A 26,696-nucleotide genomic window follows, 5' to 3' on the forward strand; every position below is an offset into this window, starting at 1 on the left:
CCTTTTGCTTTATCTGAGGCCATCTGCGGTTTCAAATCCTCTTTCTTTCCTGCGCGCTCGCCCCAAGGCCCATTCATGAAGCGTCGCGACTTCCTCGCCGCGGGCACCCTTTCCGCGGCAGCCCTGGCCTGCCGGCGGAAACCGGAGTTCCCGTTCCAGGGTGAGCTGGTCGGGCCGGATCTGGCCCTGGGCCACTGGCTGCGTGGGGGCGCCTTCGCTGACCCAGAGCACTTCGAACCGGTCTCCGTGCTCATCGTGGGCGGCGGAGTGGCGGGCCTCAGCGCCGCCTGGCGGCTGGCGGGGGCCGGGCTGGACGACTTCCGCGTGCTGGAACTGGAGCGCGAACCCGGCGGCACCTCCCGCTCGGATCGCAATCATGTGAGCGCCTTCCCCTGGGCCGCCCACTACCTGCCGGTCCCAGATCGCGGCAACCATGCGGTACTGCGCCTACTGGAAGAGTGCGGAGTCTTGGAAGGCTTCGACGCCAAGGGGGATCCCCTCTTCGCGGAGGAGGCCACCGTGCGAGCCCCGGAGGAGCGGATCTTCGCCTTTGGCCAGTGGTGGGAGGGCCTCTACCTCCGGGCCGGCGCCAGCCCCGAAGATGAGCGCCAGTACCACGCCTTTTTCCGCGAGGTGGATCGCTGGGCCGCCTTCCGCGATGCGAAGGGCCGCCCGGCCTTCAGCATTCCACGCTCCCGCTGTTCGGGTGAGCCGGAACCGGTGGCGCTGGACCGTCTCTCCTTCGCCGCCTGGCTGGATCAGCGAGGCTTCACTTCGCAGCGTCTGCGCTGGCTGCTGGACTACGCCTGCCGGGATGACTACGGCTCGCGGCTCGACACCACCAGCGCCTGGGCGGGCCTCTTCTACTTCGCAGCCCGGAAGCAGGGCCCTGGTGAGGATTCCCGGCCCCTGCTCACTTGGCCTGAGGGCAACGGGTTTCTCATCAATCACCTGCGCCGGGCCAGCGAAGGCCGGCTGCACTGCGGCGTGATGGCCACCGCCATCCGCGAAGAGAAGGACAGCCTGCTTGTCACCGCCTGGGACAACCTGAACCAGCAACGGGTGGGATGGAAGGCGCAGCATGTGATCTTCGCCGGCCCACAGCATGTGGCGAAACATGTGATCGCGGGCCTGGCCGAGGCGCGGCCCGCAGCCGTCCGCATCCGCAACGCCCCGTGGATGGTGGCCAACATCACCTTGCGGGCACGTCCTCAGGAGCCCACCTTCCCCCTGGCCTGGGACAACGTGTTGCGCGACAGCGAGGCCCTGGGCTACGTGGCGGCAACCCACCAGAGCCTGCGCGACTACGGGCCCAGCGTCTGGACCTGGTACCGGCCGTTCACGGGCCCCGATTGCGACGCCGAGCGGGCCCGCCTGCGCGCACTGGACTGGCCTGCCTGCGCGCGCATGGTGATGGACGATCTGCGCCCCGCCCACCCCGACCTGGAAGGCCTGGTGACAAGGCTCGACGTGATGCGCTGGGGCCACGCCATGGTGCGCCCGGCACCGGGGCTGTTGTGGGATCCCACCTTCCTGGCGCTCTCCCGGCCGTTCGGCCGCATCCACTTTGCCCACACGGAACTCAGCGGCCTGGCTCTCTTCGAGGAGGCCCAGGATCATGGCCTCCGCGCCGCTGAAGAGGTTCTGGCCGCTTCAGGACGCCGCGGCGAGAGCTGGCGTTAGTTCCTGCACCTTCACCACCAACCGGGCCTCACCCTGGGCCGGGATGGTCACGATCCAGATCCGGTCGTAGGTGTCCAGCGACCAGTAGGGCACAGGCCCCTTCACGCCCAAGGCGCGCACGACCTTCTTCATCAGGTCGTGGTGCCAGCAAACCACAACAACGTGTCCGCGCAGATCCCGGAGGATCTCCGCTGCCAGCGCCTCGCTGCCAGCCTTCGGACGGATCAAAGGGGCCAGGCCGAGTTTCGAGGCGGTGGGGGCGAGGGTCTGCTGCGTGCGCTTCAATTCCGAGGTGTAGAGTGCCGCGGGATGATAGCCCGCCAACACGGGCACCAGACCGTCAGCCCGCCGCCGGCCGGCCTCGGCCAGGGGAGAATCCCCGTCAAAGATCGACTGGCGTTCCGCATGCCTGATCAGGACCACCGTCGTGTCCTGGGCGGCGAGCCCCATCGCGGACAGGAACAGGCAGAGCAGGAAGCATCTGGAGCGGACAGTGGTCATGGAAGACTCCGGCTTCGAGCTTAACGGAGGCCCGGCTCTTCTGTGATGGCGGGCACATGCTCTCCCAGTGCCATGGAAGGTCCCGACGCGTGCAGCGATCTGTTTCTTCACAGGACTCTCTGTATTGGCGCCTTCAAACCCGGTTCCATGTGTGATAACACCATTCATTGTTTTCTTTATGAATCGTTTGGAATGAATTCATCACGCTTGACGCTCCCAGCCACGAGGTGAGCATGGGAGCCAACCAATCCTTACTCAAATTCCGTCCCACCTCTCCGGAGGAAAGTCAATGTCCACCGCGCAGGTTCCACCCGTTAAGGCCTCGTCGGGCGAAGTCCCGTCGGCCGGGGTGGAAGCTCGCCTCGCAGCGCTGGCCGAACTGGTCCAGGGACTGGAGGCCCGGGTCAGAGCCCTGGAGGCCGCCAGCCAGGTGATCCCGGCTCCCGCGATGGAACCTCCGATCCGGCCCCAGGTGGAAGAAGGTCCCCTGGTCGACACCGCCCTTCCCAGCCCCACCCGGATCCTTGGCCTCATCGGCCGGGTCTGCCTCATCCTTGGCGGGGCCTACCTCATCCGGGCCCTGGTGGACGCCGGCACTCTGCCGCACGGGGTAGGCGTGGCCTGCGGGCTCGCCTATGCCGCCATCTGGGCCATCCTGGGACACCGTGCCAAGCGCCCGCTGGATGCCTCCTTCCGCACCCTCGCCTCCATCCTCATCGCCTACCCGCTGATCGTCGAATCCTCCACCCACTTCGGCATTCTGGCGCCGGGATTGGCGGCTCTCATCCTGGTCGCCGCCGCAACGCTGCATGCCGCCGTGGCTTGGCGGCGGGATCTTCATGCCATTCTTTGGATGGCCACCCTGGCAGCGCTGGGCTCCGGCTTCATCGTGATGATGGCCCAGCGGGCCATCGAACCCTTTGCTGCGACGTTTCTCGCGCTGGGCGCCGGCGCCCTGTGGCTCACCTACGGGCGGCGCTGGCACGGGCTCCGCTGGCCCACGGCCCTGGCGGCCGATGCTGGCGTCCTGATCCTCACCACCCTCGCCGCCTGGCCCGGAGGGGCCCAGGGTGTCTACCGCAGCCTGTCCCTGAACCGGGCCCTGTTCCTGGCCCTCGCCCTCGTGGCGATTTACATCGGCAGCTTCGCGGTCAGGATGCTTCAGCGGCGCCGGGTGGTGAATGCCTTCGAGTACGTTCAGACCGCCCTGGTCCTCCTGGTGGGTTTCGGAGGCGCCGTGCGTGTCTCTTTGGCTTCCGGCTCGGGCACGGCCCTTCTCGGCGCCGGGGTTTCCTTGGCGGGTATGGGTTGCTATGTCGCCGCCTTTCCCTTTGTGGATGACCAGGAGGAGACCCGGGCGAACTTCAATTTCTTCACCTTCCTGGCGCTGGTCTTCCTCCTGCTGGGTGGCCCCTTCGTCCTGCCATTGCCTCTGTTCGCCACCTTCAGCGGAATCCTGGGCCTGGCGGCCATGGTGGCCGCCCTTCGCATGCGTCGAAAAATCCTGGTCTTCCAGAGCGCCATCTACCTGACGGCCTCCGCCCTGGCCTCCGGGCTAGGTGCCTGGGCCCTCCATGTGTTCATGGCCCCTGCCGCTCCGACGACCCCAGCCTCTCCCGCAAGCCTGGTCAGCCTGGTCGCGCTGTTTGCCACTCTGGCACTCTTCCTTGCCCGGCGGCCGCCAGACCCCGTCACGGTCCCGATGCGCCCGGCCATCCAAGTGATGGGCGCCTTGGCGGCAGCGGGCCTCGGAGCCTTGGCGATCTGGGCCTGTTGCGGCCGCAGAATGCCCGATGCCGGTGGTCTGGCGCTTGCTCGCACCCTGGTGCTGTCCGCCCTCGCCATCGCCCTGGCCAGGTTGGGGCGCCGGGTGCCCGTGCTGGAACTGCGGTGGATGGTCTATCCCCTCCTGGCCGTCACCACCCTCAAGTTCCTGTTCGAAGACATGGCCGTGGGGCGCCCCCTGACCCTCTTCCTGGCCTTCATGGGCTTCGGGGCCACGCTCATCCTGGCCCCGCGCCTGCTGAACAACCCGGCGACCCGCGAAGCGGATGAAGACGGGGAGGACGGCCCATGAGGAACCGCCACCAGCCCAGCTGTGTCAGCTCGATTCCACCGCCGCTCCGCGGCCCAGTTCCACGAAAGGAACCACCCATGCGCTTCCCGACCCTGTCCACGCTGGCGCTAGGTCTGCTGATCCTCCTTGGACCGGCGGCCTTCGCGGGCCCACCCGCCGCCAACCAACCCTCGGAAATCAAGGTGGACACCCCCGCCCAGGAAGGTATCCAGGTACCCAAGCCGCCCTTCAGCGAAGGCATCTTCCCCTGCACCTCCTGCCACGACGGCAAGAGCATGAAGCCCAACCTCAAGCGTCGCGTGCTGACTGACATGCACACGGATATCATCCTGAACCACGGGCCAGCGAGCCGCTGGTGTCTGGACTGCCACGACGCCAACAACCGCGACAGCCTCCACCTCGCCAGCGGCGAAAAGGTCTCGTTCACCGCCTCCTACCTGCTCTGTGGGCAGTGCCACGGGGACAAGCTGCGCGACTGGCGGGTGGGCGTCCACGGCAAGCGCACCGGCAACTGGAACGGACTCAAGCAGTATCTGCTCTGCGTCAACTGCCATAACCCGCACTCGCCAAGGTTCAAGGCGCTGAAGCCCATGCCCGCGCCGACGCCACCCGAACAGATCAAAGCCCGGAAAGGGGGTGCCCGATGACGGACCAGAAAACCCCGTGCCCCTCTGGGGGCTGTGAGGCCTCCTCGTCTGCCGGCGGCAGCCGCCGCAAATTCCTCGGCGCGGCCACAGCCGCCATGGCCGCTGCCCTCACGGGTTGCGGCACGATCAGCAAGGAGGAGTTCCTCCAGCACAACTTCAAGGAGCTGTCGAAGGACGAGGTTCTCTCGGTCATCGACCGCTTGGAAAAGGAATACAAGGCGAAGTACGGCAAGGAGGTGAAGGTCGCCAACACCCCGCCCATCCCGGGTGTGATCTTCGGCTACGCCCTGGACCTCAGCCGCTGCATCGGGTGCCGCCGATGCGTGTATGCCTGCGTGAAGGAGAACAACCAGTCCAGGGATCCTCAGATCCAGTGGATCCGCGTGCTCCAGATGGACAAGGAGGAGGGCGTCAACCTCCAGCATGCTGACCAGTATTACAACCCGGAGGAGGTGCCCGAGGAAGGGCACTTCTACATGCCGGTCCAGTGCCAGCAGTGCAAGAAGCCGCCCTGCACGAAGGTCTGCCCCGTGGGTGCCACCTGGCGCGAGAAGGACGGCATCGTGGTGGTGGACTACAACTGGTGCATCGGTTGCCGCTACTGCATGGCCGCCTGCCCCTATGGGGCGCGGCACTTCAACTGGGGCGAACCGAACCTGCCCGCGGACGAGGTCAACCCGAAGACGCACTACCTGGGGAACCGTCCGCGTCCCAAGGGCGTGGTGGAGAAGTGCACCTTCTGCATCCAGCGCACCCGCAACGGCCGGTACCCGGCCTGCGTGGAGATCTGCCCCACGGGTTCCCGCAAGTTCGGGAACCTCCTCGACAAGGACAGCGAGATCCGCTACATCCTCGAGAACAAGCGCGTCTTCAAGTTCAAGGAAGACCTGAACACCCAACCCAACTTCTTCTACTTCTACGGGGTGTGAGGCCATGTTCACGCTGAGAAACTTTTCGGGATTCATCTCCGACACGCTCCGCCTGGTCACCAAGGGCGGGCGCCTCTACTACGCCTGGGTCGGCTTCCTCCTGCTCCTCATCGCCATCGGGGCCGGCGCCTATATCGGCCAACTCAATAACGGTCTCATCGTCACCAAGATGCGGGACCAGGTGTCCTGGGGCTTTTACATCGGCAACTTCACCTTCCTGGTCGGCGTCGCCGCCGCCGCCATCATGCTGGTCATCCCCGCCTACGTCTACGACTGGGAGCCCATCAAGGAGATCACCATCCTGGGCGAGATGCTGGCCATCAGCGCCCTCATCATGTGCCTCGGCTTCGTCATGGTGGACATCGGCCGACCCGATCGGTTCTGGCACATCATCCCCCTGGTGGGGCGTCTCAACTGGCCCCAGTCCATGCTGGCTTGGGACGTGATCGTGCTGAACCTCTACCTGCTGCTGAACTGGTTCGTGGTCACCTACCTGCTCTTCTGCGCCTACACCGAGCGGCACTACGTGAAGAAGCTCGTGCTGCCCCTGGTGCTGCTCTCCATCCCGATGGCCGTTAGCATCCACACCGTCACGGCCTACCTTTACAACGGGTTGGCGGCGCGGCCTTTCTGGAATTCTGCCATTCTCGCGCCCCGGTTCCTGGCGTCCGCCTTCTGCTCGGGCCCCGCCATCCTGCTCATCCTGCTGCAGGTGCTGCGGAAGACCACCAAACTGAGCATCAAGGACGAGGCGATCTTCAAGATCGCGGAACTCATGGCCTACACCATGGGCTTCAACCTCTTCCTCACCGCGGCCGAGGCCTTCAAGGAACTGTACTCGGGCACCGAGCACATGGTGTACTTCCAATACCTGCTCTTCGGGCTCAAGGGCCACACCACCCTGGTGCCTTACGCCTGGGCCTCGATCCTCTGCGGCCTGGCCGCTTTCATCCTGTTCCTGGTCCCGCGCACCCGCACCAACTGGGTGACGCTGAACATCGGCTGCGTGCTCATCTACGCCAGTGTCTACATCGAGAAGGGCATGGGCCTCATCATCCCGGGCCTCACCCCGGACGTGCTGGGAGAGATCTACGTCTACCGCCCCTCGTTGACGGAGATTGCCGTGGCAGCGGGTATCTTCGCCACTGGCTTCCTGGTCTTCACCCTGATGCTGAAGGCCGCGGTGCCCATGATGCTGGGCGAGTTCACGATCACCAAGGGAAGGTCCCCGAAACAAGCCCCACCCCAACAGGCCTAGATCCCGGGATCCTCGTCGCGATCCTCATCGGGGTTCGCGGCGAGGATTGCTGTGAAGCGTTCCAGATTCGCCAGGAAGAGATCCACCAGGTGGGGGTCGAAATGGACGCCCCGGCCCCTCTGGATGAGTGCCACAACCTGGTCCTCGGGCCAGGAGTCCTTGTAGTGCCGCCGGCTGCTGGCCGCATCGAACACATCCACCAAGGTGGTGATGCGGGCCTCGATAGGAATGGCCCCACCCTTGAGGCCCTTCGGGTAACCCGTGCCATCCCATTTTTCGTGGTGGCCGAAGGCGATGCGGGCCCCCATCTGGATGAACGGCACCTTCGACCCCTTCAGGATGGTGGCGCCCATGGTCGTATGCCGTCGCATGGTCACCCACTCCTCCTCGGTGAGGGTTCCGGGTTTCTGGAGGATGGCATCCGGCACCCCGACCTTCCCGATATCGTGCATGGGTGCGGCGGACCGGATGGTTTCGACGGCCTCCTGGTCCCAGCCGAGCAGCTTCCCCATCTCCGCAGCGTAAAGGCCGATGCGGCGGACATGCGTGCCTGTTTCGTGGTCACGATGTTCGCTGGCGGAGATAAGTCGGAGGGCCACTTCCTCGCGAGAGGCGCGGATCTGTTCGGTCTGTTCGCGGACCTTTCGGGCCAGCTGGGCTTCGCGGTCCCGGAAGGCGATCTCGAGCATGCGCCGTCGCAGGGCCGCGTTCACCTGTACCACGATCTCCCTGGGCTGGAAGGGCTTCAGGATGTAGCCGAAGGCGCCCTGCTGGAGGCACTCGATGGCCGTCTCCGCCGCCTCCGTGGAACTCACCATGATCACAGAGATATCCGGGATGCGCGGCTGGAGCGCCTTCACCAGGTCAAGTCCCGAGGCGCCCGGCATCTGGATGTCGCTGAGCACCAGGTCCGATGGCTCTTCCTCCAACGCCTTGAGGGCACGCGGCACGTCCTCCGCCACCCGGCAGCGATAGCCGGCCTTCGTGAGAATCCGCTCAAGCGAGAGGCGGATGATGGGCAGGTCATCCACAATCAGGATGCTGACCTGCTGAGGCACCACCTGGATTTCTTCGCCCATGGACCTTCCCTGGATCGGACTTCAATCGCGTGTCTGTTGGATGTCTGCCGCCATCGATGATCGCATGGCCAGAAAAAACCAAGAAACTTCCTTGCCTGGGCTACGGACCTCTGGCCTTTACCCCCCCTACCGGGCCCACTCCAGGGAATCGCGCTTGGCTGTGTAGTGGGCTCCCAATTCCAGCGCGATGGCTCGTTCGCAAAGCTCCAGCGCCGCATGGAAGTCCCCCAGCTCGCTGTGGGCCTGGATGCCCCGCTCGAAGCAGGTCAGGCCCTCCAGCAGCCGCCGGTACTCGTGGGGGAAGGCCGCTTCGAGATCGCCCAGATACCCGAGCACTGACGCCACGGAGCCGGCGCACTCTTCCCACAATCCGCATTGTGCCTGGGCCTCCGCCATCAGATCGTAGGCGATGGCCTTCACGGCGTTCGGCAGGCTGGCCTGCCCTTCGAACGTGCGGCGCAGGTACTTCAGGGCGGATTCCGGTCCGCTGAAGGCCGCCTCGCGGTGCCCCGCCAACAGATCCTCGAGGACATCCTTCACCGACTTGCGGACGGGTTCCTGTCGCTTCGCCATTGAAACCTGTAAAGAAAAGAACGTTTTTGAAACCGGAGATCTCGCAGATGGGCGCAGATAAACCCCTGCACCATGTCCTCCCCCAGCTGCGCAATCTGCGTCATCTGCGGTTAATACTCATTCGTATTCAATCGTGGCGGGCGGTTTCGAGGTGATGTCGTAGACCACGCGGTTGATGCCCTTGACCTCGCGGACAATGCGCTGGGCGATCTTCTCCAGCAGCTCGTGGGGCAGGCGGGCCCAATCGGCGGTCATGAAGTCTTCGCTGGTCACGGCCCGGAGCGCGCACATCCACTCGAAGGTGCGCTCATCGCCCATGATGCCCACGGTCTGGACCGGCAGCAGCACAGCAAAAGCCTGGCTGGTCTTGCGGTACCAGCCGCTGTCCTTCAGTTCCTGCATGAAGATGGCATCGGCGTTCTGCAGGATGGTTGCCCGCTCGCGGGTGATGGCGCCAGGGAGGCGCACGGCCAGCCCAGGCCCCGGGAAAGGGTGCCGCTGGTTCATCTCCTCGGGCAGACCGAGCGCCAGGCCCGTGGCCCGGACTTCATCCTTGAACAACTCGCGGAGGGGTTCCACCAGCTTGAGCTTCATGCGCTCGGGCAGGCCACCCACGTTGTGGTGGGACTTCACCAGGATGGCGCCGCCGATGCCGCTGGATTCGATGACGTCCGGATAGGTGGTGCCCTGGCCAAGGAAGTCTGCCTTCACCTTGCTGGCTTCGCGTTCGAAGACTTCGATGAACTTGCCGCCGATGATCTTCCGCTTCTGTTCGGGATCGGTAATGTCCTTGAGTGCCCCCAGGAATTCGTCCGAGGCATCCACCCAGATCACATTGAGCTCGAAGGGCTCGAAGTAGGTCTGCACCTGCTTCATCTCGTCTTTGCGCATGAGGCCGTGATCCACGAACACGCAGGTGAGCTGCTTGCCGATGGCCTTGTGCAACAGCAGGGCCGCCACGCTGGAATCCACACCGCCGCTGAGCCCCAGCACCACCGTGCCCTGCCCCACCTGCCCCCGGATGACCTTCACCTTCTCCTCGATGAAGTTGCCGGCGTTCCAGTCGAGCGCCATGCCGCAGTGCTTGAGGAAGTTCAGCAGCAGGGGCGTGCCCTGAGTGCTGTGGGTGACTTCCGGGTGGAACTGGAGGCAGTAGATCTCACGTTTGGGATCTTCCATGGCCGCCACGGGCACGCTGGGCGTCGTTGCCGTGACGGTGAAGCCGGCCGGGGCGACTTCCACGTGATCACCATGGCTCATCCACACCTGCTGGATGTGAGGCAGCCCCTCGAAGAGCATGGATCCCTCAGGCATGGCCTGGATCTCCGCCTTGCCATATTCCCGGCTCGCGGAGCGATGCAGCTGACCACCGAGGTTCCGGGCCAGGAGCTGCTGGCCGTAGCAGATGCCGAGGATGGGCACGCCCAGGCCAAGAATGGCCGGATCCAGATCCGGCGCCCCCGCCTCCAGCACCGAGTTAGGCCCACCTGACAAGATCACGCCCTTCAGGTCCGATCCCGCGATCTCCTGCGCCGTGGCCCCACTGTTGTAGACCAGCCCGAAAGCCCCCAGCTCGCGCAGCCGCCGCGTGATGAGCCGCGTGTACTGGCTGCCGTAGTCGATGATCGCGATGCGTTCGTGGTGCATGGGTGCCCCTACTGCCAAAGACTGAAATCGGCCACGCGCAGGAAGGCCTGGCGGAGGCGATGGAGGAGGCTGAGGCGGGCGGCGCGGAGGGCCGGGTCCTCGCACTTCACCATGACGGCATTGAAGAAGGCCTCCAAGGGCTCGGCGAGATTCGCCAGCGCGGCGAGCAGCGAAGCCTGGTCGGGTGCGGACTCCAACTCCTTCAGGCACGTCGCCAGCACCTTCTCCTCGGGCTGCGCCAGCAGGCTGCCATCGAAGTCAGTCGAGAGGGCTTCGTCCTTCAGGATGTTCCCGATGCGCTTGGCGCTCTGAGCCAGGCTGGCGAAGCGGGGATCCTCGGCAAAGGCGGACAGGGCCTCGCAGCGCGCCTTGAGGTCCACCAGGTCCTCCCAACCCGCAGCCAGAGCGGAACGGCGCACGGAGCCTGCGTAGCCGACGAGTTCCAGCTGGTAGGCCACACGATCCTTGAAGAAGGCCAGCAGGGCTTCGGTTGTTTCGGCCTCGGGTTTCGTAGCTTTCGCTCCCACGGTGCGGAGGGCGGCGGCGATGAGATCGGCGGGGGTGAACGCCCAGCCGCGCTCCCAGAGGATGCGCACGATGCCCTGGCCAGCCCGGCGGAGGGCGAGGGGATCCTTGGACCCGCTGGGGATGAGGCCCACCGCAAAGCAGCCGGCCACCGTGTCGAGCTTGTCACAGAGGGACAAGAGGCAACCCGTTGGGGTGCCGGGAATGGCGTCGTCCGCGCCGACAGGCCGGTAGTGTTCCTTCACGGCCTTCCAGACTTCCTCGTGGGCGCCTTCATACCGGAGGTACTCGCCGCCCATGATGCCCTGAAGCTCTGGGAACTCGCCCACCATCAGCGTGCGCAGGTCGCACTTGGCCATGCGGGCGGCTTCCAGGGCTCGGTCGATATGGTCCATGTCGTCTGACAACCGGGTAGCCAGGTTCTTCGTCAGCGCCACCACACGGCCCGTCTTGGCGTGGTAGCTGCCGAGATCCCGCTGGAAGGTCAGGGCCTGCAGCTTCTCCAGGCGATCCGCCAGGGGGTGCTTGCGATCCTCCGCGAAGAAGAACCGGGCGTCGTAGAGGCGGGCCTTCAGCACCCATTCGTTGCCAGCCTTCACGAAACCCGCGGGGTCGTCGGTGCGGTTGGCGGCGGTGAGGAAGCAGGGCAATAGAGCCCCGTCCAAGCCTTCAATGCAGAAACTCTTCTGGTGCTCGCGGAGGCTTGTGACCAGGACCTCCTTCGGGAGTTCCAGAAAATCCGCCGGGAACTCGCCGCGCACGATCTTGGGGAACTCCACGATCTCCGCGAGGGTGTCCAGCAGCTCGGCATCGGCGACGACGTGGCCTTTCACCTCAGCAGCCAGGACCTCCAGCTGCTGGGCGATGCGGGTACGGCGGGCCTCCATACTGACTACGATTCCGGCCGCCTCCAGCGCTGACTCATACGCTTCAGTCGTGGCGATCTTCACCGCTTCGGGATGCTCGCGGTGGTAGAGCCGGTGACCCCAGGTGGTGTTCGTGGCCGTCACACCATCCACGGTGATGGGCACGACCTGATCCCCGAAGAGGCACAGGATGTTGCGGATGGGGCGCACGAACTCGAACTCGGACGTGCCCCAGCGCATGGCCTTGGGCACATGCAGCCCGGCGATGAGCCCCGGCAGGGCTTCCGCCAGCAGGTCCACGGTCGGACGGCCCTGCTTGGTGATCGTCACCACTGCGCAAGGTTCCTTCCTACCGGCGGGCTGCTCGAAGCGCACGGCGCTGAAATCGACACCCCACTTCTCCGCGAACTTCAGGCCCTGGAGGGTGGGCTTGCCGTCCTCCCCGACACACATGCGCTGGGGCGGACCCACCTGCGTATCGGTCTGGTCGGGCTGGGAGGCGGGAAGGGATGCCCCGCGCCAGGCCAGCTTGCGCGGGGAATAGAAGGCTTCAAGACCGGCTGAGGCCAGACCTTGATCACTGGCCCAGGCGGTAAAGGCCGCTGAAAATTCCTCGATCAACGGCGTGAGAAACCGCGCCGGAATCTCCTCGCAGTGCAGTTCCAGCAGGAAGGTTTTGGTGCCGCTCACTTCGCACCTCCCTTCCCGGCGGCTTCCACAGGCACGGCGGCGCCCTCCTGGTGCTCCAGGTAGGCTCGAGCGCAGGCGCAGGAGAGGTCGCGCACGCGCTTGATGATGCCTGGGCGCTCGGTGGTGCTCACGGCGCCGCGGGCGTCCAGCACGTTGAAGGTGTGGCTCATCTTGAGGGCCTGCTCATAGGCGCTGAGGAAGTGGCCGTGGTCCTTGAGCAGGCGCCAGCCCTCTTTCTCGAAAGCGTCGAAGAGGGTGCGGTGCAGATCGATGTCCGCGTGTTCGAAGCTGTACGCACTCAGCTCGAATTCCTCACGCTGGCGCATCTGGCCGTAGGTGACGGGGAAGACGCCGTCGTCCGTCTTCACCTCGCCATGCACCAGGTCGAAGATGTTGTCATAACCGCCCAGGAACATGCAGATGCGCTCGATGCCATAGGTCAGCTCAGCACTCACGGGCCGGCAGTCCAGGCCGCCCACCTGCTGGAAGTAGGTGAACTGGCTGATCTCCATGCCGTCCAGCACCACCTGCCAGCCCACGCCCCAGGCACCGAGGGTGGGGGATTCCCAGTTGTCTTCCTCGAAGCGGAGGTCGTGCTTCGACAGGTCGATCCCGAGCGCTTCGAGGCTCTCGATGTAGAGGTCCTGCACCTTGGCCGGGCTGGGCTTGAGGATCACCTGGAACTGGAGGTGCTTGTAGACGCGGAAGGGATTCTCGCCGTAGCGGCCGTCCGCCGGGCGGCGGGAGGGCTCCACGTAGGCTACATTCCAAGGCTTGCTCCCCAGGGCACCGAAGAAGGTCAGCGGATTCATGGTGCCCGCGCCCTTTTCCAGATCGTAGGGCTGGCCAATGAGACAGCCCCGGTCGGCCCAGAACCGCTGGAGGCGGAGGATCAGTTCCTGGATGTGCATGGGGGCTCGCCAAAACGAGCATTGTAGCGGGTTTTCGCCACTTTAGTAAGCTGGAGGCATGGTGCTCCGAGCCGCTCTTCCCGCCGATGCCCTGGATCTGGCGATCCTGGGGGAGCGCCTCTGGCGTGAGACGTACACAGGGCTCATCCCTGCCTCGAATCTGGAGCTGCACTTGGCGAAGACCTTCGGGGCCACCCAGCAGGCTGCGGAATTGGCCGATCCGGCCTGTCGCACCCTGGTGCTCGAACACAACGGCGCCCTGCTGGGCTATGCCCTGCTCCGGATCGGCGATCCAGAGTTTGAAAAGCCCGCTTTCCACTTCGTCAAAGCGCTTGAAGTGGCCCGATTCTATGTGGATGCCATGCTGCATGGCCAAGGCGCCGCTCAGGAACTCATGGCTGCTGTCCTGGACCAGGCTGCCGCGGCAGGCCACGATGGGGTCTGGCTCCAGGTCTGGGAGCGGAATGCCCGCGCGATTCGGTTCTATTCCAAGGCCGGGTTCAGCGACGCCGGGGAGGCCACCTTCCGCGTGGGTGAGCAGGTGGATCGGGACCGGTTGCTCGTGCATGACTTGATGGTTCGTCCACTGTGATGGTCGTCGGCTCAACACCTTGCTAGAATCCCCGTTTCCCGGGGCACTGCATGACCCGAAAGATCGCACTCCTGGCCATTGGTGGAAACGCGCTTCTAAAAGAGAAGGAGCGCGGGCTCCAAGAGGAGCAGCTGGAGAACGCCCGGGAGACGGCGGAGATGCTGGCGCGGGTCGTGGCGGAGGGCTACGCGCTGTGCGTGGTGCATGGCAATGGGCCCCAGGTGGGCAACCTGCTCATCCAGCAGGAGGCCGGCTCGGGCCAGATTCCGCCCTACAGCCTAGATATCTGCGGCGCCATGACCCAGGGCTCCATGGGCTACATGCTGGAGCGCATGCTCATCAACCGGCTGCGCTTCATGAAGCTCGACGCGCCCGTGACCTCCGTGCTCACCGAGGTGGTGGTGGACAAGGAGGACAAGGGCTTCCAGGACCCCACCAAGCCCGTGGGACCGTTCTATCCCGAGTTCCGCGCCCTGGAGCTGATGCGGTCCAAGCGCTGGAAGATGAAAGAGGATTCGGGCCGCGGCTGGCGCAAGGTGGTGCCCTCGCCCAGACCCATCGAGATCGTCCAGCTCGAGGCCATCAAGACCCTGCTCCAATCCGGCAGCTCGGTCATCGCGGGCGGCGGGGGCGGCATCCCCGTGATCCGCGACGCCAGCGGCTTGCTGGTGGGCGTGGAGGCCGTCATCGACAAGGACCGGCTCAGCGCCCTGCTGGCGGCCCAGTTGGGGGCCGACCTCTTCATCATCCTCACGGGCGTGGCCAAGGTGGCCATCGACTTCGGCAAGCCCACCCAGCGCTGGATGGACCGCATCACGGCGAGTGAAGCCCGAAAGCACCTGACCGAGGGCCAGTTCCCGGCTGGCAGCATGGGCCCCAAAATCGAGAGCGCCCTGGCCTACCTGGAAGACGGCGGCCACGAAGTACTCATCACCACGGCCGAGGCCCTGGCCACCGAGGATCCTGCCACCGTGGGGACGCGCATCGTCCACGATTGAAGGTCTGAATCAGAGGAGTCTCCATGTACGCTCTCATCCTCGTCCGCTACCGCCGTCCGCTCGCCGAGGTCGAAACCGTTACCGAGGCCCATCGCGCCTACCTCGGCACCCTGAAGGCGCAGGGCATCCTCCTGGCTTCGGGCCCCTTCGACCCCCGCTTCGGGGCCGCCTGGCTGGTGCGGGTGCAGGACGAGAACCCCCTCGCTGACCTGGATGTCCTGCGCGAGGGCGATCCCTTCTACAAGGCCGGTCTCGCGAACTACGAACTCCTGCCCTGGAACGTGATGGCGGGAAAGGACGCGTTCGACCGGATGTGATCCCCGCCCCGTGGCCTTCACGGCCACCGTAGGCCACGGACTGTATCCAATCCACCTTGAAAGCAGGTCCTAGGTTTCCACCACAGGCCGAAGGCCGAAACCGGCCAGCTTCTGCTGGAGTTCCACCATGCTGTACGGTTTCTGGAGACCGGACACACGCGGAAACTGCTTGATCAGCGGCGCGATGTCCTGATCGCTGTAGCCCGAGACCATGAGGACCGCCAGGTCCGGGCGGAGCGCCTTGATGTACGGCAGCGTCTCCCCGCCTGTCATGCCGGGCATGTTCATGTCCAGGATCACCAGGTCTGCAGGCAGGCCCGCTTCAAGATGACCCAGGGCAGAGGCTCCGCCAGGCAGCGGTGTCACTTCATATCCGAGCATTTCGAGCAGGGAGGTCATGGACTCGCGGATCAGCTCATCGTCATCCACCAGCAGAATCTTCGAACCGACCTGACGGTCCACGGGCACCAGAGGAGCATTCTCGACCTGACCGCCGGGTTCCAACCGGGAAGCAGGAAACTGGAGTATCGCCTCTGTTCCCTGTCCCACCTGGCTGCACAACTCGAAGACTCCATCATGGGCCTTCATGGTGGCATAGACCATCGCCAGCCCAAGCCCGGTGCCCTTCCCATGGGGCTTGGTGGTGAAGAAGGGTTCCATGGCCCTTTCAAGCACTTCCGGGCGCATGCCCTCGCCCGTGTCCGACACATGCAGGGCCACCCCGCCGTCGGCCGTGGCCCTGGTCTGGATGCGGAGAATCCCTCCACTGGGCATGGCATCGACAGCATTCACGCACAAGTTCATGAGGGCATGGCTGAGGGCGCCCCCGTCGCCGCGCAGGGTTCCCAGCGAGTCCTGGAGATCCAGATCAAGCGAGATGCGCTTCAGGGTGGTGTGAGCCAGCAACTGGCCCATCTCCCTGACGAGCTGGTTGAGATCGATCGGCTGCTCCTCCTGGAGGTCCTTATGGGCGAAGTAGAGGAGGCTCTTTACCACGCCGCGCCCTCGCAGGCAGGCATTGATGATGGTGTTCAAGCGCTTGGCCGAAGCAGCCGGAAGGTCGCTGGATTCCTTCAGGGCCGAGGCCATCCCGAGGATCGCCCCCAGCACGTTGTTCATGTCGTGAGCGACGCCGCCGGCGAGACTGCCAAGGCTTTCCAGTTTCTGGGACTGGTGGAGCTGGGCCTCCAGTGCCCGGTGTTTCTCTTCGGCCCGTTTCTGCTCGGTGATGTCCTCCTCGAGAGCGATGTAGCTGGTCACGGTGCCGATGGCATCCCTCACCGGAGCGATGGTCGCCCGCTCATGGATGCGTGTGCCGTCCTTTCTCACATTCTCGAATTCGCCCACCCAGACCTCCCCCCGGGTCAGGGTGTCCCACAGCTGCCGGTAGACCTCCGGCGGGGTGGAGGGCGATTTTAGGATCCGCGGATTCTCGCCGATAACTTCGGCGTAGGTATAACCGGTTGCCTGGGTGAACCTCGGGTTCACGTACTCGATGGTTCCGCTACGATCCGTGATCACCACCGAGAGCGGGCTCTGCTCTACCGCCACCGAGACCTTGCGGAGGGCCAGCTCATCTTCCTTCTGCTCGGTGATGTCCAGGATGGCCCCAACGAGGGTCACGGGCTGGCCTTTCGCGTCCAAGTGCAGTTCCCCCTGGTCACGAACCCAGCGGCGAGCCCCGTCAGAGAAGCGGATGATGGGATAGTCCAGGTTGAAGCGCTCCCGGCGCTCGATGGCCCCGGCGAGGGAGGCCTGCAGCTGGTCACGGGCTTCCGGAGCGATGAGGTTCAGCCATCCCGCCACCGTCCGGGGATGGTCTGGTCCGATACCGAAGATCCGATCAAGGTAAAGGCTGCTCGTCCATTGATCCTGCTGGATGTCCCAGGTGTAGGTTCCGATCCCGCCGGCCTCCTGGGCCTCCCTCAGCAGCCGTTCACTCTCCTTCAGCGCCGCTTCGGTTACGCAACGGCGCTCCTCACTGACCAGATGGTCCAGGGCATAAGACACATCCAGGGCCGCCTCGATGAGAAGGGCTGCCTCCGGCGTGCCGAAGAAATCCTTCTCGGTGGCGTAGACCGCCAGGGCACCGACCACCTCACCGCCCTGCCGGATGGGGAAAGCCGCCGCGGAGGCGAAGCCGGATCGGAGCGCGGCTTCCCGCCAGGCGTCTGATTCCGGCAGGTTCAGGTAGTCGTTGAGAACACTGGGCTGGCCTTCCCTGATCGCTGTCCCCATGGGTCCATGGCCGGTGGGTGTGTCGTCGCTGTGCACCTCCAGTGCCTCCAGATAGCCCATCGTGTCCCCGTACTGGGCGGCCACGGCAACCCGGTGGGTGGCAGGATCGTTCCATCCCACCCAAGCCATGCTGAATCGACCAAACTCCACCAGCACTCGACAGACCTTGGCGAAGAGGGCTTCCCGTGAATCCGTCCAGACGATGGCCTGGTTAACCTGGCTCAAGGCCGCATAGAGCTGGGTCATCCGCCGAAGTTCACGCTGCTGGGCCTGCTGTTCGGTGATATCCCGGACGAAGCTGATCACAATCGCCTCGCCTTCCAGGTGAACCAGCTTGGCGCTGACCTCCACCGGGAACGTCGACCCATCTTTCCGGCGATGGACAGTCTCGAACCGAATCGAGCCGATGGTCCTCAACAGGGCAAACCGCTTCTGTGCCTCATCCCGGGCCTCTGGTGAACGAAGATCCACCATCTGCATCACCTTCAATTCCGAAAGGGTGTAGCCGTAGTGCTCCACGGCCTGAGCGTTCGCCTCCTGGATCCAGCCTTCCTCATTCATCAGGAAGATGATGTCGTTGGCTTGGCGCATGAGCCATTCGAAGCGCTGAGAAAGGTTGAGTTGCTCGCGGATCATCTCCGCGTCATGGTGGCGCACCATCAGGCCCAGTCCTGCCGCGACAAGGACCACCACCCCGAGCAGACCGATGCCACCGAGCCACACCCGCTGGCGCAGGGGACCGTACACCTCAGTCTCATCCACCTTTGCGACCATGCTCCAGGCCGTGCCCTCGATGGGATGCAGGGTGGCCAACACCGGCTCTCCACGGTAGTCCAGGCCCGCCACGAAGCTCTTCTGGGATCCCGTGGACAAGAGGGCAAGCATGAGGGGTTCGGCCCCCAGAGGCCTCCGGAGGCTCATGGCTGGCTGGGCCCGATGCCGCAGCTCACTCAGGTAGAGGACATCACCACCCTCCCGGCGGACCAACAGGGCCTCAGCCGTGGGGCTGGCCGTGGGCCAGGATTGGACAAGGGGGAGGAGGAAATTCTGAGGGTCCATCCTCAGCAACAGCGCCCCCTCAGCCAGGGCGCAAGGCTCGGGGCTGGCCCCGATCGGGACCCACAGACTCAGCTGAATACCCGTCTTCCCCGCGTTTTGATGGAGATCGCGCACCAGGACTTCCTTGGCGCGGAGGGCGGCCTGGAGTTCGGAGGCATCCCTGCCATCGGGGCTGAAAGCCCTTCCCGAAGGCACCGCGACCCGCACCCGGCCCTGCCGGTCGAACAGAACCATCTGCTGGTACGTCCCCTTCTGCAGGTCTTCCATCCAGGCGCGCACCTGCGGTTCTGCCGTTGCTGGAGATGCTCCTGCCAGGAACCGCCGCAGATCACCCTGGATCATGGCCCCGCGGAAGATCCGGTCAGCGTCAGCGCGGCGTTCCCCGAACCAGTCTTCGATCTGATGGGCCTTGAATTCCGCGATGGTGGAAAGCTCGGAGTGCACGCGGGCCTGGGTCGTCTTGAGCTGACCCCTCAGGAAGAACGAACCCCCGCTGAGCACCAGCACGCCGAGCAACAGAAACAGCGCGAGGGGACCGGTGGAGAACCAATGGCGCTGTGGGTCGCGGCCCTTCCCAGGCACGAAGCCAAACACCGCCAAAGGCCAGGTGTCGCATCCCGCAGCGATCATCAACGCCAGACCGAGCCCCACCGAACAGAAGGCAGAAGGTAGGGACATGGGCGTGATCCCCGACTCGTACAACAAGGGGGCACCCGAGGCATAACTGACCAGCACCACCGTGCCGATCACCAGGGGTATCTGCGCCAGGAGCGCGGCCCACTGCCGCGCTTGCCAGCGCGGCCTGGGGCCGGACCAGCGTGTGAATGCGGACAATGCAGCGAGGGAAACGGCCAGACCGGAGAGCAGAGAGGTTTGCCTCCCTAGCGCGGCCCATCGCCCGAAGACTGGAAGACGGCCCAGGAGGTACCCGCCCACCACCCCGAGACCCAAGAGAAACACACCCAGGGCCACCCCCCTGGTCACTCGCCTTGCTCGCGCAGGGTCAAACCGGGACATCGCCACCAGGATGGCGCCAGCCAGCAGCAGCAGCAGCCCAGCCCCCAAGGGCGACATCGGAACATTGTCCCGGCCCAGAGCCGCGAGCTGCCGTGCCTCTATGATCGTCCCGAGAATCGCGAGACCAGCCAATGCGACGATCGCCAGGCAAAGCACGATTACCACGCGCCGGGCCACCTTCTGCATGAGCAAGGGATCGGTCCTCAACGACGCTCCAAAGATGGGGCTTGCCTAAAAAAGGAATTTGTCGCCCGCGCCCTGTACCTGGGATGTCATGGGCAAATTTACAATTCGATGTTCTCAAACTCATAGGACGATTAACCGAACCAGCCCAAGGGTCGTGACGAAAATCACTACCTAATGCTCAATAAGTCAACCTCATAAAGGTAGGTCGTTATCGGTAGGGTAAAAAATTCCACACCGAATCGACCGCGGCATAGATGCGCCCACCGCGAACGAGTCGACATGACCCTTCCACCAATTCCGCGCTCAATGCCGATGGTCTGACGCGTTGATCGGTCAATCCATCTCAGGTCACACCCTCACCCATGACCTCCAAAGGCGGGATCGTGACTGTTCTCCACAACCTCACCCTGGAGGACCCGGACCCTCAGCGCTGGTGGGGGCCTCCGCCGACTGGACGCAGGTTTACAGGTGGACCTCGTGATCCTGGATCACGGCAGGCCGAGGCTCCGCGGTGGTAACACCCTCCCGCGAATCCTCCAGCGCCACCCCATCCTGCGGGTCCTAGTGGCCATTGGCTACATGGACAACGACCCGAAGCTTCTGCTCGCCGGATTCCCCGCCGCCCATGTAATCCAGAAGCCCCACTCCCTTGCGGGGTTGAGACAGATGCTTCGGGAAAGGCCAGGGGCGGTGGGGTCCGGATCCAATCTCAGTGGGTCATCTTGATGTCCACCGGATTCTTGAAGGTGTCGTACAGGGGCGAGGTGCGGATCACCTTCTCGTGGAGCTCCTGGATCTGCGCTGGGGTGCCACTGCAGGCGAGATTCACCTTCACGCGAATCTGGGACAGTCCGGGCCGGATGTTCTTGTCCAATTCCAGGAAGCCCTGGAGATCGGAATCCGTCTCCATCTCGAAGCTCAGGCTGCTGATGTCCAGACCCATGGCCGTGGCGTTGTAGGCATAGGTCACGCTGAGGCAGGCACTGAGTGCGTGCAGCGCCGCTTCGCCGGCATTGGGGGCCAGGTCCGTGCCCAGCAGGGCCTCGGGCTCATCGGCCTCCAGGAACATCGGCGTGGCCCGCTTGTGCTCCATCCCAGCCCCATAGAGCGAATCAAAGGTGCTCTGGGAGTGGGCGCCGTTGATCCACTTGGCCCTGGATCGGAAGGTGAATTTGGCGAGGGCGGGGTTGGCCTTCACCATCGAGACGGTGGTGTTGAGGGCATCCACATTCACGCCGTTGTGGATGGTTGCGATGCTGCCCATGGATCCTCCTCATGGATCGGGCGCTGCCCGGACGGGGTTCGGGCCTCCGTGGGGAAGCGCGTGTAGGACACCCACAAGGGCTCCGCAAGCCACGGGGCCCCCTGGAAAGAGACCCTCAGGATGGGCTCAGTTGAACCTGAATCAAGGTCGCAAATTTCGAACCAGGAGGCTGATAGCCCATCTACTGAAGGGCCACTTACTTCGGTACTGATGCTGCCTTGGCCGCTTCGAGCGCCTGCCTGGCCTTGGTCCGTTCCGCCTCCCCCGGCGTGCCCCACACGGCTCGGCTGGGCTTCTGCTTCAACAGCTGCAGCAGCTCCTCCACGGAATCCAGGGAACGCCGCAGCGCCTTGAGGCTGGTCTCCAGCTCCGGCTGGTCTTCGGCGCGGAACCGGGTCAGCAGGGCATCCGACTGTTGGAGGACCGACGCCAGGTTCACCAGGACCTGATCGAGTTCTGGCGCCCGCTTCTCGAGGAGGGTCCGCGTCACGACCAGACTCCGATCCAGATCCAGCAGCGCCTTGTCCGCCTCGCCCATGCTGCGGTCCGCGTGGGAGGCCAGGCCGCGGCCGTCCCGGGCCAGGGCCTGGAACTCGCGCAGGGTGGCATCCAGCGAACCCAGCGCCCGGGCCACGGAGGGATGGTCCAGGAGGTCGCCCAGCCCCTTCGCCTGGAGGCGCTCGCGCACCGCGCCCAGGGAGGCGTTCAGGTTGGTCAGGAGAATGTCCGCCCGCTCCAGCACCCCGCCCAGGGAGACCCCCTCCTCGCCGGGAATCTGGTCGCCCGCCACCAGGGGCACCGTGCGGGCGCCAGGCGGCGGCAGCCGCAGGTCGAGAATCACGCTGCCCACTCCCTTGGGCGCCACCACCGCGCGGGAGCCACGCCACAGCTGGATATCCGAGCGCACCGCCAGCAGGGCGAGAAAGTGGTAGTCCGCATCCTCCCGTCGCATGTCCACCCGTTCCACCGTCCCCACACGATAGCCCTTCAGCTCCACATCCGTGCCCGCCACCAGCCCCTCCATGCGGTCGAGCCGGACCACCAGCGGATAGGTCTTCTCGGTCACGGCGCCCGCGTTCCTGTAGGCCAGCAGCCCCACGAAGAGGCCCAGGGCCAGGAGCACAAAGAGCCCGAGGCGGGCGTCCTGCTTCTCGAAGTTCATGGTGACTCCATGAGCGTGGGTGCCGGGGCCAGCTGAAGGCGATCCACTTCCAGTTCAGACAGGACCTGTACCTCCTCCGAGGCCAGCACAAGCGTGCAACGCGAATCCCCTACCCAGCCTTCGATCAGCTCCAGGGCCACGGCTCGGTCGACGGTGTCCAGTCCTTCCAGGGGATCATCCAGCAGGATCAGCTCCGGTTCGAGAGCCAGGACGCGCGCCAGATTCGCGTGCTTCCGCGCCGCGCCACTCACCGCATGGGGACGAAGCCGCGCGACCGATGCGAGCCCCAGCCGGTCCAGAGCACCTGCGGTCCGTCGTGCGACTTCGGATTTCGGCAGCCCCAGGAACCGCAGCGGCAAGGCCACGTTGTCCTCCAGGCTGAGGTTCGACAGCAGACCACCGCTCGCGAAGGCGAAGCCCATCCGGATCCGCCCCACCAGGGACAAAGCTCCCTCCCCGGGCCAGATGCCGATCCCTGCGATCCGGACCTCCCCGCGGCGGGGACGCTCAGTGCCGGCAAGCACCCTCAGCAGGCGGCTCTTGCCGGAGCCGCTGGACCCCGTCACCAGCAGGTTTCCGCCCGGCCTGACGGTCAGGTCCAGGCCCTCCAGCAGGGGCCGCCCCTCGGGCGATGCGCAGGCAAGGCCACGGGCTTGGATCATCAGAAGTACAGCAGCGCGGCGATGAGGCCGTCGAGGGCGAACACCGCCACCAGGGCGGACACCACGGTCTTGGTGACGGCCTGTGGAATCTCCGTCTGGCTGCGCTGGACCCGGAGGCCGAAGTGGCAGGCATGGAAGGTGATGGCGCCAGAGAAGAAGAAGACCTTCAGCAGGGTCGCCGCGAAATCGAGATTCGACAAAGCCTGTCGCACAGAGGCTATGAAGAATCCCCAGGTGATGCCGTACTTCAGCCGCGCCACGAGGAAACCGCCGCCCAGGGCCGCCGCGTCGAAGAACACGACTAGGGCGAAGACCGACACGAGCACGCCGAGCCACCGGGGCAGCAGCAGGTACTGGTAGGGGTTCACCCCGTGGGCCGCGAGCGCGTCCACTTCGCCATTGAGCTGCATGGCGCCCAGTTCCGCGGCGATGGCGGTGGAGCTGCGGCCGATGACCAGCACGGCGGTGAGCAGCGGGCCCAGTTCCCGCAGGATGATGAGGACCATCAGCGTGCCGATGTAGTTCTCCGCGCCCAATCCCGAGAGCTGACTGAAGGCCTGGATCAGCGTCACGGCGCCCAGCAGCAGGGCCGTCCCAGCGACCAGGATCCAGGCGTCCAAACCCGTGAAGCGGGTCTGGAGGCTCGTCTGTCCGCCCACCACCGCCAGCTGATCCAAACGAAGCGCAAACCCGGCGCGGAGCGTCCGCAGCACCAGATGCGCCTGGTCGCCCAGAAACGCCAGGAAGCCGCGCACCGGCGCGCCGAGCCGCGCAAGGAAAGCCATCATTCACCCGAGGATTGGCTCCCAGGCTAGCAGAATACCGTTCATGGGCGGGCCGGTCCGCGCCCGGACGCCGGGGGCCAGACCGCCTCCAGGCTCAGGGTCATCTGGTAACCGAGGTAGACATGGCTCTCCCGGTCGCCCGACAGGTTCCGGCCCGCGCTGACCAGAATGTGGTCCCGCTCCGACAGGTTGAGGATGGCCCCGACGTTGAACCCGCTCGAGGCCACCCCATCCAGCGTGGCCGCCGAGCGCCGAAACAGCTCCCCACCCAGGGTGACTCGCGCCGACAGATCCCGCTGGAGGAGCCAGCCGAGGTAGTGCCAGTTGCGCTGGCCTTCTCCCGGATTCCGCCACCAGCCATAGCCGCCGTAGCTGGTCCAGGGCCCCCAGCTCTTCTGGAGCCACAGCGGCAGATACACCTGGGTGTGCCCCGCGCCGAGGCCCCGCTCCGCCGAGCCCGTCGGAACCTCCACCAGCGGGAAGATGCCCACCTGGGGCAGAACTTCAGTTTCGTGCAGGAGCCGGACCTTGAGTCCGACCTCGGTATCGCCATAGCCCCGGGTCACGGGTTCGCCCGCGGGCTTGGCGTAGGCGAGGGGCGCCACGAGGTGAAACTGCGTGTCCGGCAGGATGCCCGCGTTGAACTCCACCAGGGGCAGGCTGCCCGACGCGCCACCGGGCGTCCGAGCCCCCATCCAGCTCAGGTAGAGCTCCATGTGGTGGAGTTCCACCGGCTCCGGGTCATCCGTGAAGAAAGGCGGACCCGCCTCCAGGCAGGTCCCCAGGAGCCCAGCCACCACCAGCGTTCGCCACCGTCCGGCCAGCGTAAGGAGGGTCCCGCCACGCCCCATGCTGCCTCCCCTACGGGTTCGCCACGAATCCGTCCGCATAGTCGATGACTGTCACCACCCGGTAATCCCGGTGCGGCGCGGAGCCGGCGCCTGCTTGATGCAGTTCCGGGTTGAAGAGGTTGTGCCGGTGGCCACGGCTGGCCACGCCGTCATCGATCAGCAACTGCAGCACCACCTCGCGGGCGCCCTCCTCGCCCGTGCTTATGTTCTCCGCCACCAGCCCCTGCCACCGGCCCAGCCGGTTCAAGCGCTCCGAAAGGCGGGCGCCATCCGAGCCCACATGTTCGAGCGAGCCGCGGGGGCCGATGTCTTGGGCGTGCAGTCGGGCCGCTCGGGCCAGCCCTTCGTTGAAGCGCAGGGGCCCCATCGGTCGGGCGGACTCCAGGAAGGCGATGGCTTCATCCAGCGCCGCCACCCCTTCCTCTGTGCGTAATGGCACTCGACCAGGCCGTTTCCAGAGCTTGCCCTCGAAATAGGGCCGCAGCTCCCGTAGATGCTTCGCATAGGCCTTCGGCCGCACGCGGACATCGCTCATCTCCTGGACCACCGCCCGCTCGAAGGCTGTGGCCCGCCCCGGCACTCCCGGGATCGCCTGGGCCGGAAGCAGCAGCGTGACAAGAGCTAGCGCGACGATCCTCATGGCCACCTCAGGCAGATCCCCAAGGATAGGCGAACCGGGCCGCCCGTCTCCCTCAGATGGCTGGTTCGTCGATCCCGACGGGGAGCGGCCGAACCGCCCTGCCCCGAATCCAAGGCAGCCAGGGGTGGACCTGGCAGGCTAGGCAGAACCCGAAGAAGGCCTCGAGCCCCGCGCAGAAGCCCAGGACGATGGCCAAGCCCACGCCCAGGGTCCGGAGGCCGGCCAGCAAGACCAGCCCGATGGCCAGGGAGAACAGGAAACCCACCGAGGCCGCAAAGCGTTTGGGACCGGCGTTGATCGTTCGCGCGGACAGACCCGACAGGCGGCGGAGGGCCCCCGCCGTGCGCGCCACCGGGCTGAAAGCCGGGCGACCTGAGGCACGGAGGGCGAAATCGCCAGCCAGTGCCAGGACACCCCAGCCCCATCCACGCCAGACCACGAGCGCCAGAAAGCCCAGCGACAAGAAGGCGGCGATCCGCCCGGCGGTTTCGTCCACGAGATCGGCAGCGATGGGACAGCTGGGACCCGGGCGGGTCTCCTGTGGAATCAACTTTGTGCGCTTCGCCATCCTAGATCGCCGGTCCATCGATCTCGGCGAAGAGCGGATGCGTGAGGTAGCGCTCGCCGGTATCGCAGAGCACGGCCACCACGGTCTTGCCTTCGCCCAGCTCCTTGGCCACTTCCAATGCCGCGAATACGATGGCGCCGGTGCTGATGCCCGTGAGCAGGCCTTCTTCGCGCGCCAGACGGCGGGCAATGGCGATAGCGTCGTCGTAGCCCACCGGGCGGACGCGCTGGTAGGCCTTCTTGTTAAGGATGCCCGGCACGAAGTTCGGCCCCAGGCCCTGAAGCTTGTGCGGACCGGCCTTCCCCTCGCTCAGCAGAGGCGAGGTCTCGGGTTCCACAGCCACCACCAGGGTTCCGGGCTTCTTCTCGGCCAGCACCTCGCCCACGCCCGTCACGGTGCCGCCCGTGCCTACGCCCGCCACGAAGGCGTCCAGCTCAGGCACTTGCTCGAGGATCTCCAGGGCCGTGGTGCGGCGGTGGACGGCGGGGTTGGCCGGATTGTCGAACTGCCGCACCAGGAAGAAGGTGGGGTCGCCATCCGCCAGTTCCTGGGCCTTGTCCACGGCGACCTTCATGCCGCCCGAACCCGGTGTCAGCACCAGCTGCGCGCCGTAGGCCTTCAGCAGGGAGCGCCGCTCCTGCGTCATGGTGTCAGGCATGACCAGCGTGATCTTGTAGCCCTTGGCCGCCGCCACGAAGGCCAGGCCGATGCCCGTGTTGCCGCTGGTGGCCTCCAACAAGGTCATGCCGGGCTTCAACACGCCACGGGCCTCGGCGTCCTGGATCATGCTCAGGGCGATACGATCCTTCACGCTGCCGCCGGGATTGGCACTCTCCAGCTTCACGTAGACCTTGGCCGAGCCCTTGGGCACCAGGCGGTTCAAGCGCACCACCGGGGTGTAGCCCACCAGCTCGTAGGCGTGCTCGACGCGGTTGGGACGTTCGGTGGGACGGGTCGGCTGGCTCATAGGG

23 protein-coding genes are annotated in these 26,696 nt (G+C 65.4%); 8 read left to right on the forward strand and 15 right to left on the reverse strand.

The window, feature by feature from the left end:
• The first annotated feature begins 75 nt into the window (after positions 1–75).
• The gene (locus NOV74_RS04275) at positions 76–1,683 is read left to right on the forward strand and encodes an FAD-dependent oxidoreductase (RefSeq protein ID WP_257309560.1); all 1,608 of its coding nucleotides are present in this window, start codon (positions 76–78) and stop codon (positions 1,681–1,683) included.
• Here the strand turns inward: NOV74_RS04275 and NOV74_RS04280 are convergent.
• Positions 1,654–2,184 (reverse strand): histidine phosphatase family protein, encoded by a 531-nt coding sequence (locus NOV74_RS04280; protein ID WP_257309561.1) that lies wholly within the window; start codon positions 2,182–2,184, stop codon positions 1,654–1,656. The two genes, NOV74_RS04275 and NOV74_RS04280, sit on opposite strands and share 30 nt — an antisense overlap.
• A gap of 289 nt (positions 2,185–2,473) precedes the next feature.
• Here NOV74_RS04280 and NOV74_RS04285 point away from each other — a divergent pair, with 289 nt between their 5' ends.
• From NOV74_RS04285 to dsrP, 4 genes are all read left to right on the forward strand, one after another.
• Positions 2,474–4,261 (forward strand): DUF2339 domain-containing protein, encoded by a 1,788-nt coding sequence (locus NOV74_RS04285; RefSeq protein WP_257309562.1) that lies wholly within the window; start codon positions 2,474–2,476, stop codon positions 4,259–4,261.
• 77 nt (positions 4,262–4,338) lie between these two features.
• Positions 4,339–4,908, forward strand: a complete 570-nt coding sequence (locus NOV74_RS04290) for a cytochrome c3 family protein (RefSeq protein ID WP_257309564.1) — start codon at positions 4,339–4,341, stop codon at positions 4,906–4,908.
• Positions 4,905–5,837, forward strand: a complete 933-nt coding sequence (locus NOV74_RS04295) for a 4Fe-4S dicluster domain-containing protein (protein WP_257309565.1) — start codon at positions 4,905–4,907, stop codon at positions 5,835–5,837. Before NOV74_RS04290 ends, NOV74_RS04295 begins: the two co-directional genes overlap by 4 nt.
• A gap of 4 nt (positions 5,838–5,841) precedes the next feature.
• Positions 5,842–7,095 (forward strand): sulfate reduction electron transfer complex DsrMKJOP subunit DsrP, encoded by a 1,254-nt coding sequence (dsrP, locus tag NOV74_RS04300; protein WP_257309566.1) that lies wholly within the window; start codon positions 5,842–5,844, stop codon positions 7,093–7,095.
• On the opposite strand, the gene NOV74_RS04305 is transcribed toward dsrP, so the two are convergent.
• The 5 genes from NOV74_RS04305 to NOV74_RS04325 all read right to left on the reverse strand — a co-directional run bounded on the left by NOV74_RS04305 (position 7,092) and on the right by NOV74_RS04325 (position 13,386).
• Positions 7,092–8,174, reverse strand: a complete 1,083-nt coding sequence (locus tag NOV74_RS04305) for an HD domain-containing phosphohydrolase (RefSeq protein ID WP_257309567.1) — start codon at positions 8,172–8,174, stop codon at positions 7,092–7,094. The two genes, dsrP and NOV74_RS04305, sit on opposite strands and share 4 nt — an antisense overlap.
• Positions 8,175–8,300: 126 nt before the next feature.
• On the reverse strand, positions 8,301–8,747 hold the full coding sequence (locus NOV74_RS04310) for a hypothetical protein (RefSeq protein ID WP_257309568.1): 447 nt from the start codon (positions 8,745–8,747) through the stop codon (positions 8,301–8,303).
• A 117-nt stretch (positions 8,748–8,864) separates the two neighbouring features.
• The gene (guaA, locus tag NOV74_RS04315) at positions 8,865–10,394 is read right to left on the reverse strand and encodes a glutamine-hydrolyzing GMP synthase (protein ID WP_257309570.1); all 1,530 of its coding nucleotides are present in this window, start codon (positions 10,392–10,394) and stop codon (positions 8,865–8,867) included.
• A gap of 8 nt (positions 10,395–10,402) precedes the next feature.
• The gene (glyS, locus tag NOV74_RS04320) at positions 10,403–12,475 is read right to left on the reverse strand and encodes a glycine--tRNA ligase subunit beta (RefSeq protein ID WP_257309572.1); all 2,073 of its coding nucleotides are present in this window, start codon (positions 12,473–12,475) and stop codon (positions 10,403–10,405) included.
• Positions 12,472–13,386: a glycine--tRNA ligase subunit alpha gene (locus tag NOV74_RS04325; RefSeq protein ID WP_257309574.1), complete on the reverse strand. Its 915-nt coding sequence runs from the start codon at positions 13,384–13,386 to the stop codon at positions 12,472–12,474. The genes glyS and NOV74_RS04325 overlap by 4 nt, the downstream gene beginning before the upstream one ends.
• A 58-nt stretch (positions 13,387–13,444) precedes the next feature.
• On the opposite strand from NOV74_RS04325, the gene NOV74_RS04330 reads away from it, so the two are divergent.
• The 3 genes from NOV74_RS04330 to NOV74_RS04340 are packed head-to-tail and all read left to right on the forward strand — an operon-like array spanning position 13,445 to position 15,293.
• Positions 13,445–13,978 (forward strand): GNAT family N-acetyltransferase, encoded by a 534-nt coding sequence (locus NOV74_RS04330; RefSeq protein ID WP_257309575.1) that lies wholly within the window; start codon positions 13,445–13,447, stop codon positions 13,976–13,978.
• A gap of 50 nt (positions 13,979–14,028) precedes the next feature.
• Positions 14,029–14,976, forward strand: coding sequence for a carbamate kinase (locus tag NOV74_RS04335; protein WP_257309576.1), 948 nt, complete (start codon positions 14,029–14,031; stop codon positions 14,974–14,976).
• 23 nt (positions 14,977–14,999) lie between these two features.
• On the forward strand, positions 15,000–15,293 hold the full coding sequence (locus NOV74_RS04340; protein ID WP_257309578.1) for a YciI family protein: 294 nt from the start codon (positions 15,000–15,002) through the stop codon (positions 15,291–15,293).
• 69 nt (positions 15,294–15,362) lie between these two features.
• On the opposite strand, the gene NOV74_RS04345 is transcribed toward NOV74_RS04340, so the two are convergent.
• The 9 genes from NOV74_RS04345 to cysK form a co-directional block, all read right to left on the reverse strand.
• Positions 15,363–19,814 carry a PAS domain S-box protein gene (locus tag NOV74_RS04345; RefSeq protein ID WP_257309580.1) on the reverse strand — a complete coding sequence of 1,484 codons (4,452 nt, stop codon included), beginning with the start codon at positions 19,812–19,814 and terminating at the stop codon, positions 15,363–15,365.
• A 688-nt stretch (positions 19,815–20,502) separates the two neighbouring features.
• The gene (locus NOV74_RS04350; protein ID WP_257309582.1) at positions 20,503–21,057 is read right to left on the reverse strand and encodes an OsmC family protein; all 555 of its coding nucleotides are present in this window, start codon (positions 21,055–21,057) and stop codon (positions 20,503–20,505) included.
• A 196-nt stretch (positions 21,058–21,253) separates the two neighbouring features.
• Positions 21,254–22,219 carry an MlaD family protein gene (locus tag NOV74_RS04355; RefSeq protein WP_257309583.1) on the reverse strand — a complete coding sequence of 322 codons (966 nt, stop codon included), beginning with the start codon at positions 22,217–22,219 and terminating at the stop codon, positions 21,254–21,256.
• Entirely contained in the window at positions 22,216–22,881 is a 666-nt protein-coding gene (locus tag NOV74_RS04360) for an ATP-binding cassette domain-containing protein (protein WP_257309585.1), read from the reverse strand. Before NOV74_RS04360 ends, NOV74_RS04355 begins: the two co-directional genes overlap by 4 nt.
• A complete protein-coding gene (locus NOV74_RS04365) occupies positions 22,881–23,666 on the reverse strand; it encodes an MlaE family ABC transporter permease (RefSeq protein WP_257309587.1) in 786 nt (261 codons plus the stop codon). The genes NOV74_RS04360 and NOV74_RS04365 overlap by 1 nt, the downstream gene beginning before the upstream one ends.
• A gap of 41 nt (positions 23,667–23,707) precedes the next feature.
• On the reverse strand, positions 23,708–24,517 hold the full coding sequence (locus NOV74_RS04370) for a transporter (protein ID WP_257309589.1): 810 nt from the start codon (positions 24,515–24,517) through the stop codon (positions 23,708–23,710).
• A gap of 10 nt (positions 24,518–24,527) precedes the next feature.
• The gene (locus NOV74_RS04375) at positions 24,528–25,157 is read right to left on the reverse strand and encodes a CAP domain-containing protein (protein ID WP_257309590.1); all 630 of its coding nucleotides are present in this window, start codon (positions 25,155–25,157) and stop codon (positions 24,528–24,530) included.
• Positions 25,158–25,209: 52 nt separating this feature from the next.
• Positions 25,210–25,725 (reverse strand): DUF4395 domain-containing protein, encoded by a 516-nt coding sequence (locus NOV74_RS04380; protein WP_257309592.1) that lies wholly within the window; start codon positions 25,723–25,725, stop codon positions 25,210–25,212.
• Position 25,726: 1 nt separating this feature from the next.
• A complete protein-coding gene (cysK, locus tag NOV74_RS04385; RefSeq protein ID WP_257309594.1) occupies positions 25,727–26,692 on the reverse strand; it encodes a cysteine synthase A in 966 nt (321 codons plus the stop codon).
• Between the last annotated feature and the right edge of the window lie 4 nt (positions 26,693–26,696).

The organism is Geothrix fuzhouensis, assembly GCF_024609325.1.
GTDB classification, from domain to species: Bacteria; Acidobacteriota; Holophagae; order Holophagales; family Holophagaceae; genus Geothrix; species Geothrix fuzhouensis.

Excerpts from the sequence above, each read along its gene's own strand:
- NOV74_RS04275 (WP_257309560.1), top strand. The coding sequence starts at position 76 with ATGAAGCGTCGCGACTTCCTCGCCGCGGGCACCCTTTCCGCGGCAGCC.
- NOV74_RS04280 (WP_257309561.1), bottom strand. The coding sequence starts at position 2,184 with ATGACCACTGTCCGCTCCAGATGCTTCCTGCTCTGCCTGTTCCTGTCC.
- NOV74_RS04285 (WP_257309562.1), top strand. The coding sequence starts at position 2,474 with ATGTCCACCGCGCAGGTTCCACCCGTTAAGGCCTCGTCGGGCGAAGTC.
- NOV74_RS04290 (WP_257309564.1), top strand. The coding sequence starts at position 4,339 with ATGCGCTTCCCGACCCTGTCCACGCTGGCGCTAGGTCTGCTGATCCTC.
- NOV74_RS04295 (WP_257309565.1), top strand. The coding sequence starts at position 4,905 with ATGACGGACCAGAAAACCCCGTGCCCCTCTGGGGGCTGTGAGGCCTCC.
- dsrP (WP_257309566.1), top strand. The coding sequence starts at position 5,842 with ATGTTCACGCTGAGAAACTTTTCGGGATTCATCTCCGACACGCTCCGC.
- NOV74_RS04305 (WP_257309567.1), bottom strand. The coding sequence starts at position 8,174 with ATGGGCGAAGAAATCCAGGTGGTGCCTCAGCAGGTCAGCATCCTGATT.
- NOV74_RS04310 (WP_257309568.1), bottom strand. The coding sequence starts at position 8,747 with ATGGCGAAGCGACAGGAACCCGTCCGCAAGTCGGTGAAGGATGTCCTC.
- guaA (WP_257309570.1), bottom strand. The coding sequence starts at position 10,394 with ATGCACCACGAACGCATCGCGATCATCGACTACGGCAGCCAGTACACG.
- NOV74_RS04325 (WP_257309574.1), bottom strand. The coding sequence starts at position 13,386 with ATGCACATCCAGGAACTGATCCTCCGCCTCCAGCGGTTCTGGGCCGAC.
- NOV74_RS04330 (WP_257309575.1), top strand. The coding sequence starts at position 13,445 with ATGGTGCTCCGAGCCGCTCTTCCCGCCGATGCCCTGGATCTGGCGATC.
- NOV74_RS04335 (WP_257309576.1), top strand. The coding sequence starts at position 14,029 with ATGACCCGAAAGATCGCACTCCTGGCCATTGGTGGAAACGCGCTTCTA.
- NOV74_RS04340 (WP_257309578.1), top strand. The coding sequence starts at position 15,000 with ATGTACGCTCTCATCCTCGTCCGCTACCGCCGTCCGCTCGCCGAGGTC.
- NOV74_RS04350 (WP_257309582.1), bottom strand. The coding sequence starts at position 21,057 with ATGGGCAGCATCGCAACCATCCACAACGGCGTGAATGTGGATGCCCTC.
- NOV74_RS04355 (WP_257309583.1), bottom strand. The coding sequence starts at position 22,219 with ATGAACTTCGAGAAGCAGGACGCCCGCCTCGGGCTCTTTGTGCTCCTG.
- NOV74_RS04360 (WP_257309585.1), bottom strand. The coding sequence starts at position 22,881 with ATGATCCAAGCCCGTGGCCTTGCCTGCGCATCGCCCGAGGGGCGGCCC.
- NOV74_RS04365 (WP_257309587.1), bottom strand. The coding sequence starts at position 23,666 with ATGGCTTTCCTTGCGCGGCTCGGCGCGCCGGTGCGCGGCTTCCTGGCG.
- NOV74_RS04370 (WP_257309589.1), bottom strand. The coding sequence starts at position 24,517 with ATGGGGCGTGGCGGGACCCTCCTTACGCTGGCCGGACGGTGGCGAACG.
- NOV74_RS04375 (WP_257309590.1), bottom strand. The coding sequence starts at position 25,157 with ATGAGGATCGTCGCGCTAGCTCTTGTCACGCTGCTGCTTCCGGCCCAG.
- NOV74_RS04380 (WP_257309592.1), bottom strand. The coding sequence starts at position 25,725 with ATGGCGAAGCGCACAAAGTTGATTCCACAGGAGACCCGCCCGGGTCCC.
- cysK (WP_257309594.1), bottom strand. The coding sequence starts at position 26,692 with ATGAGCCAGCCGACCCGTCCCACCGAACGTCCCAACCGCGTCGAGCAC.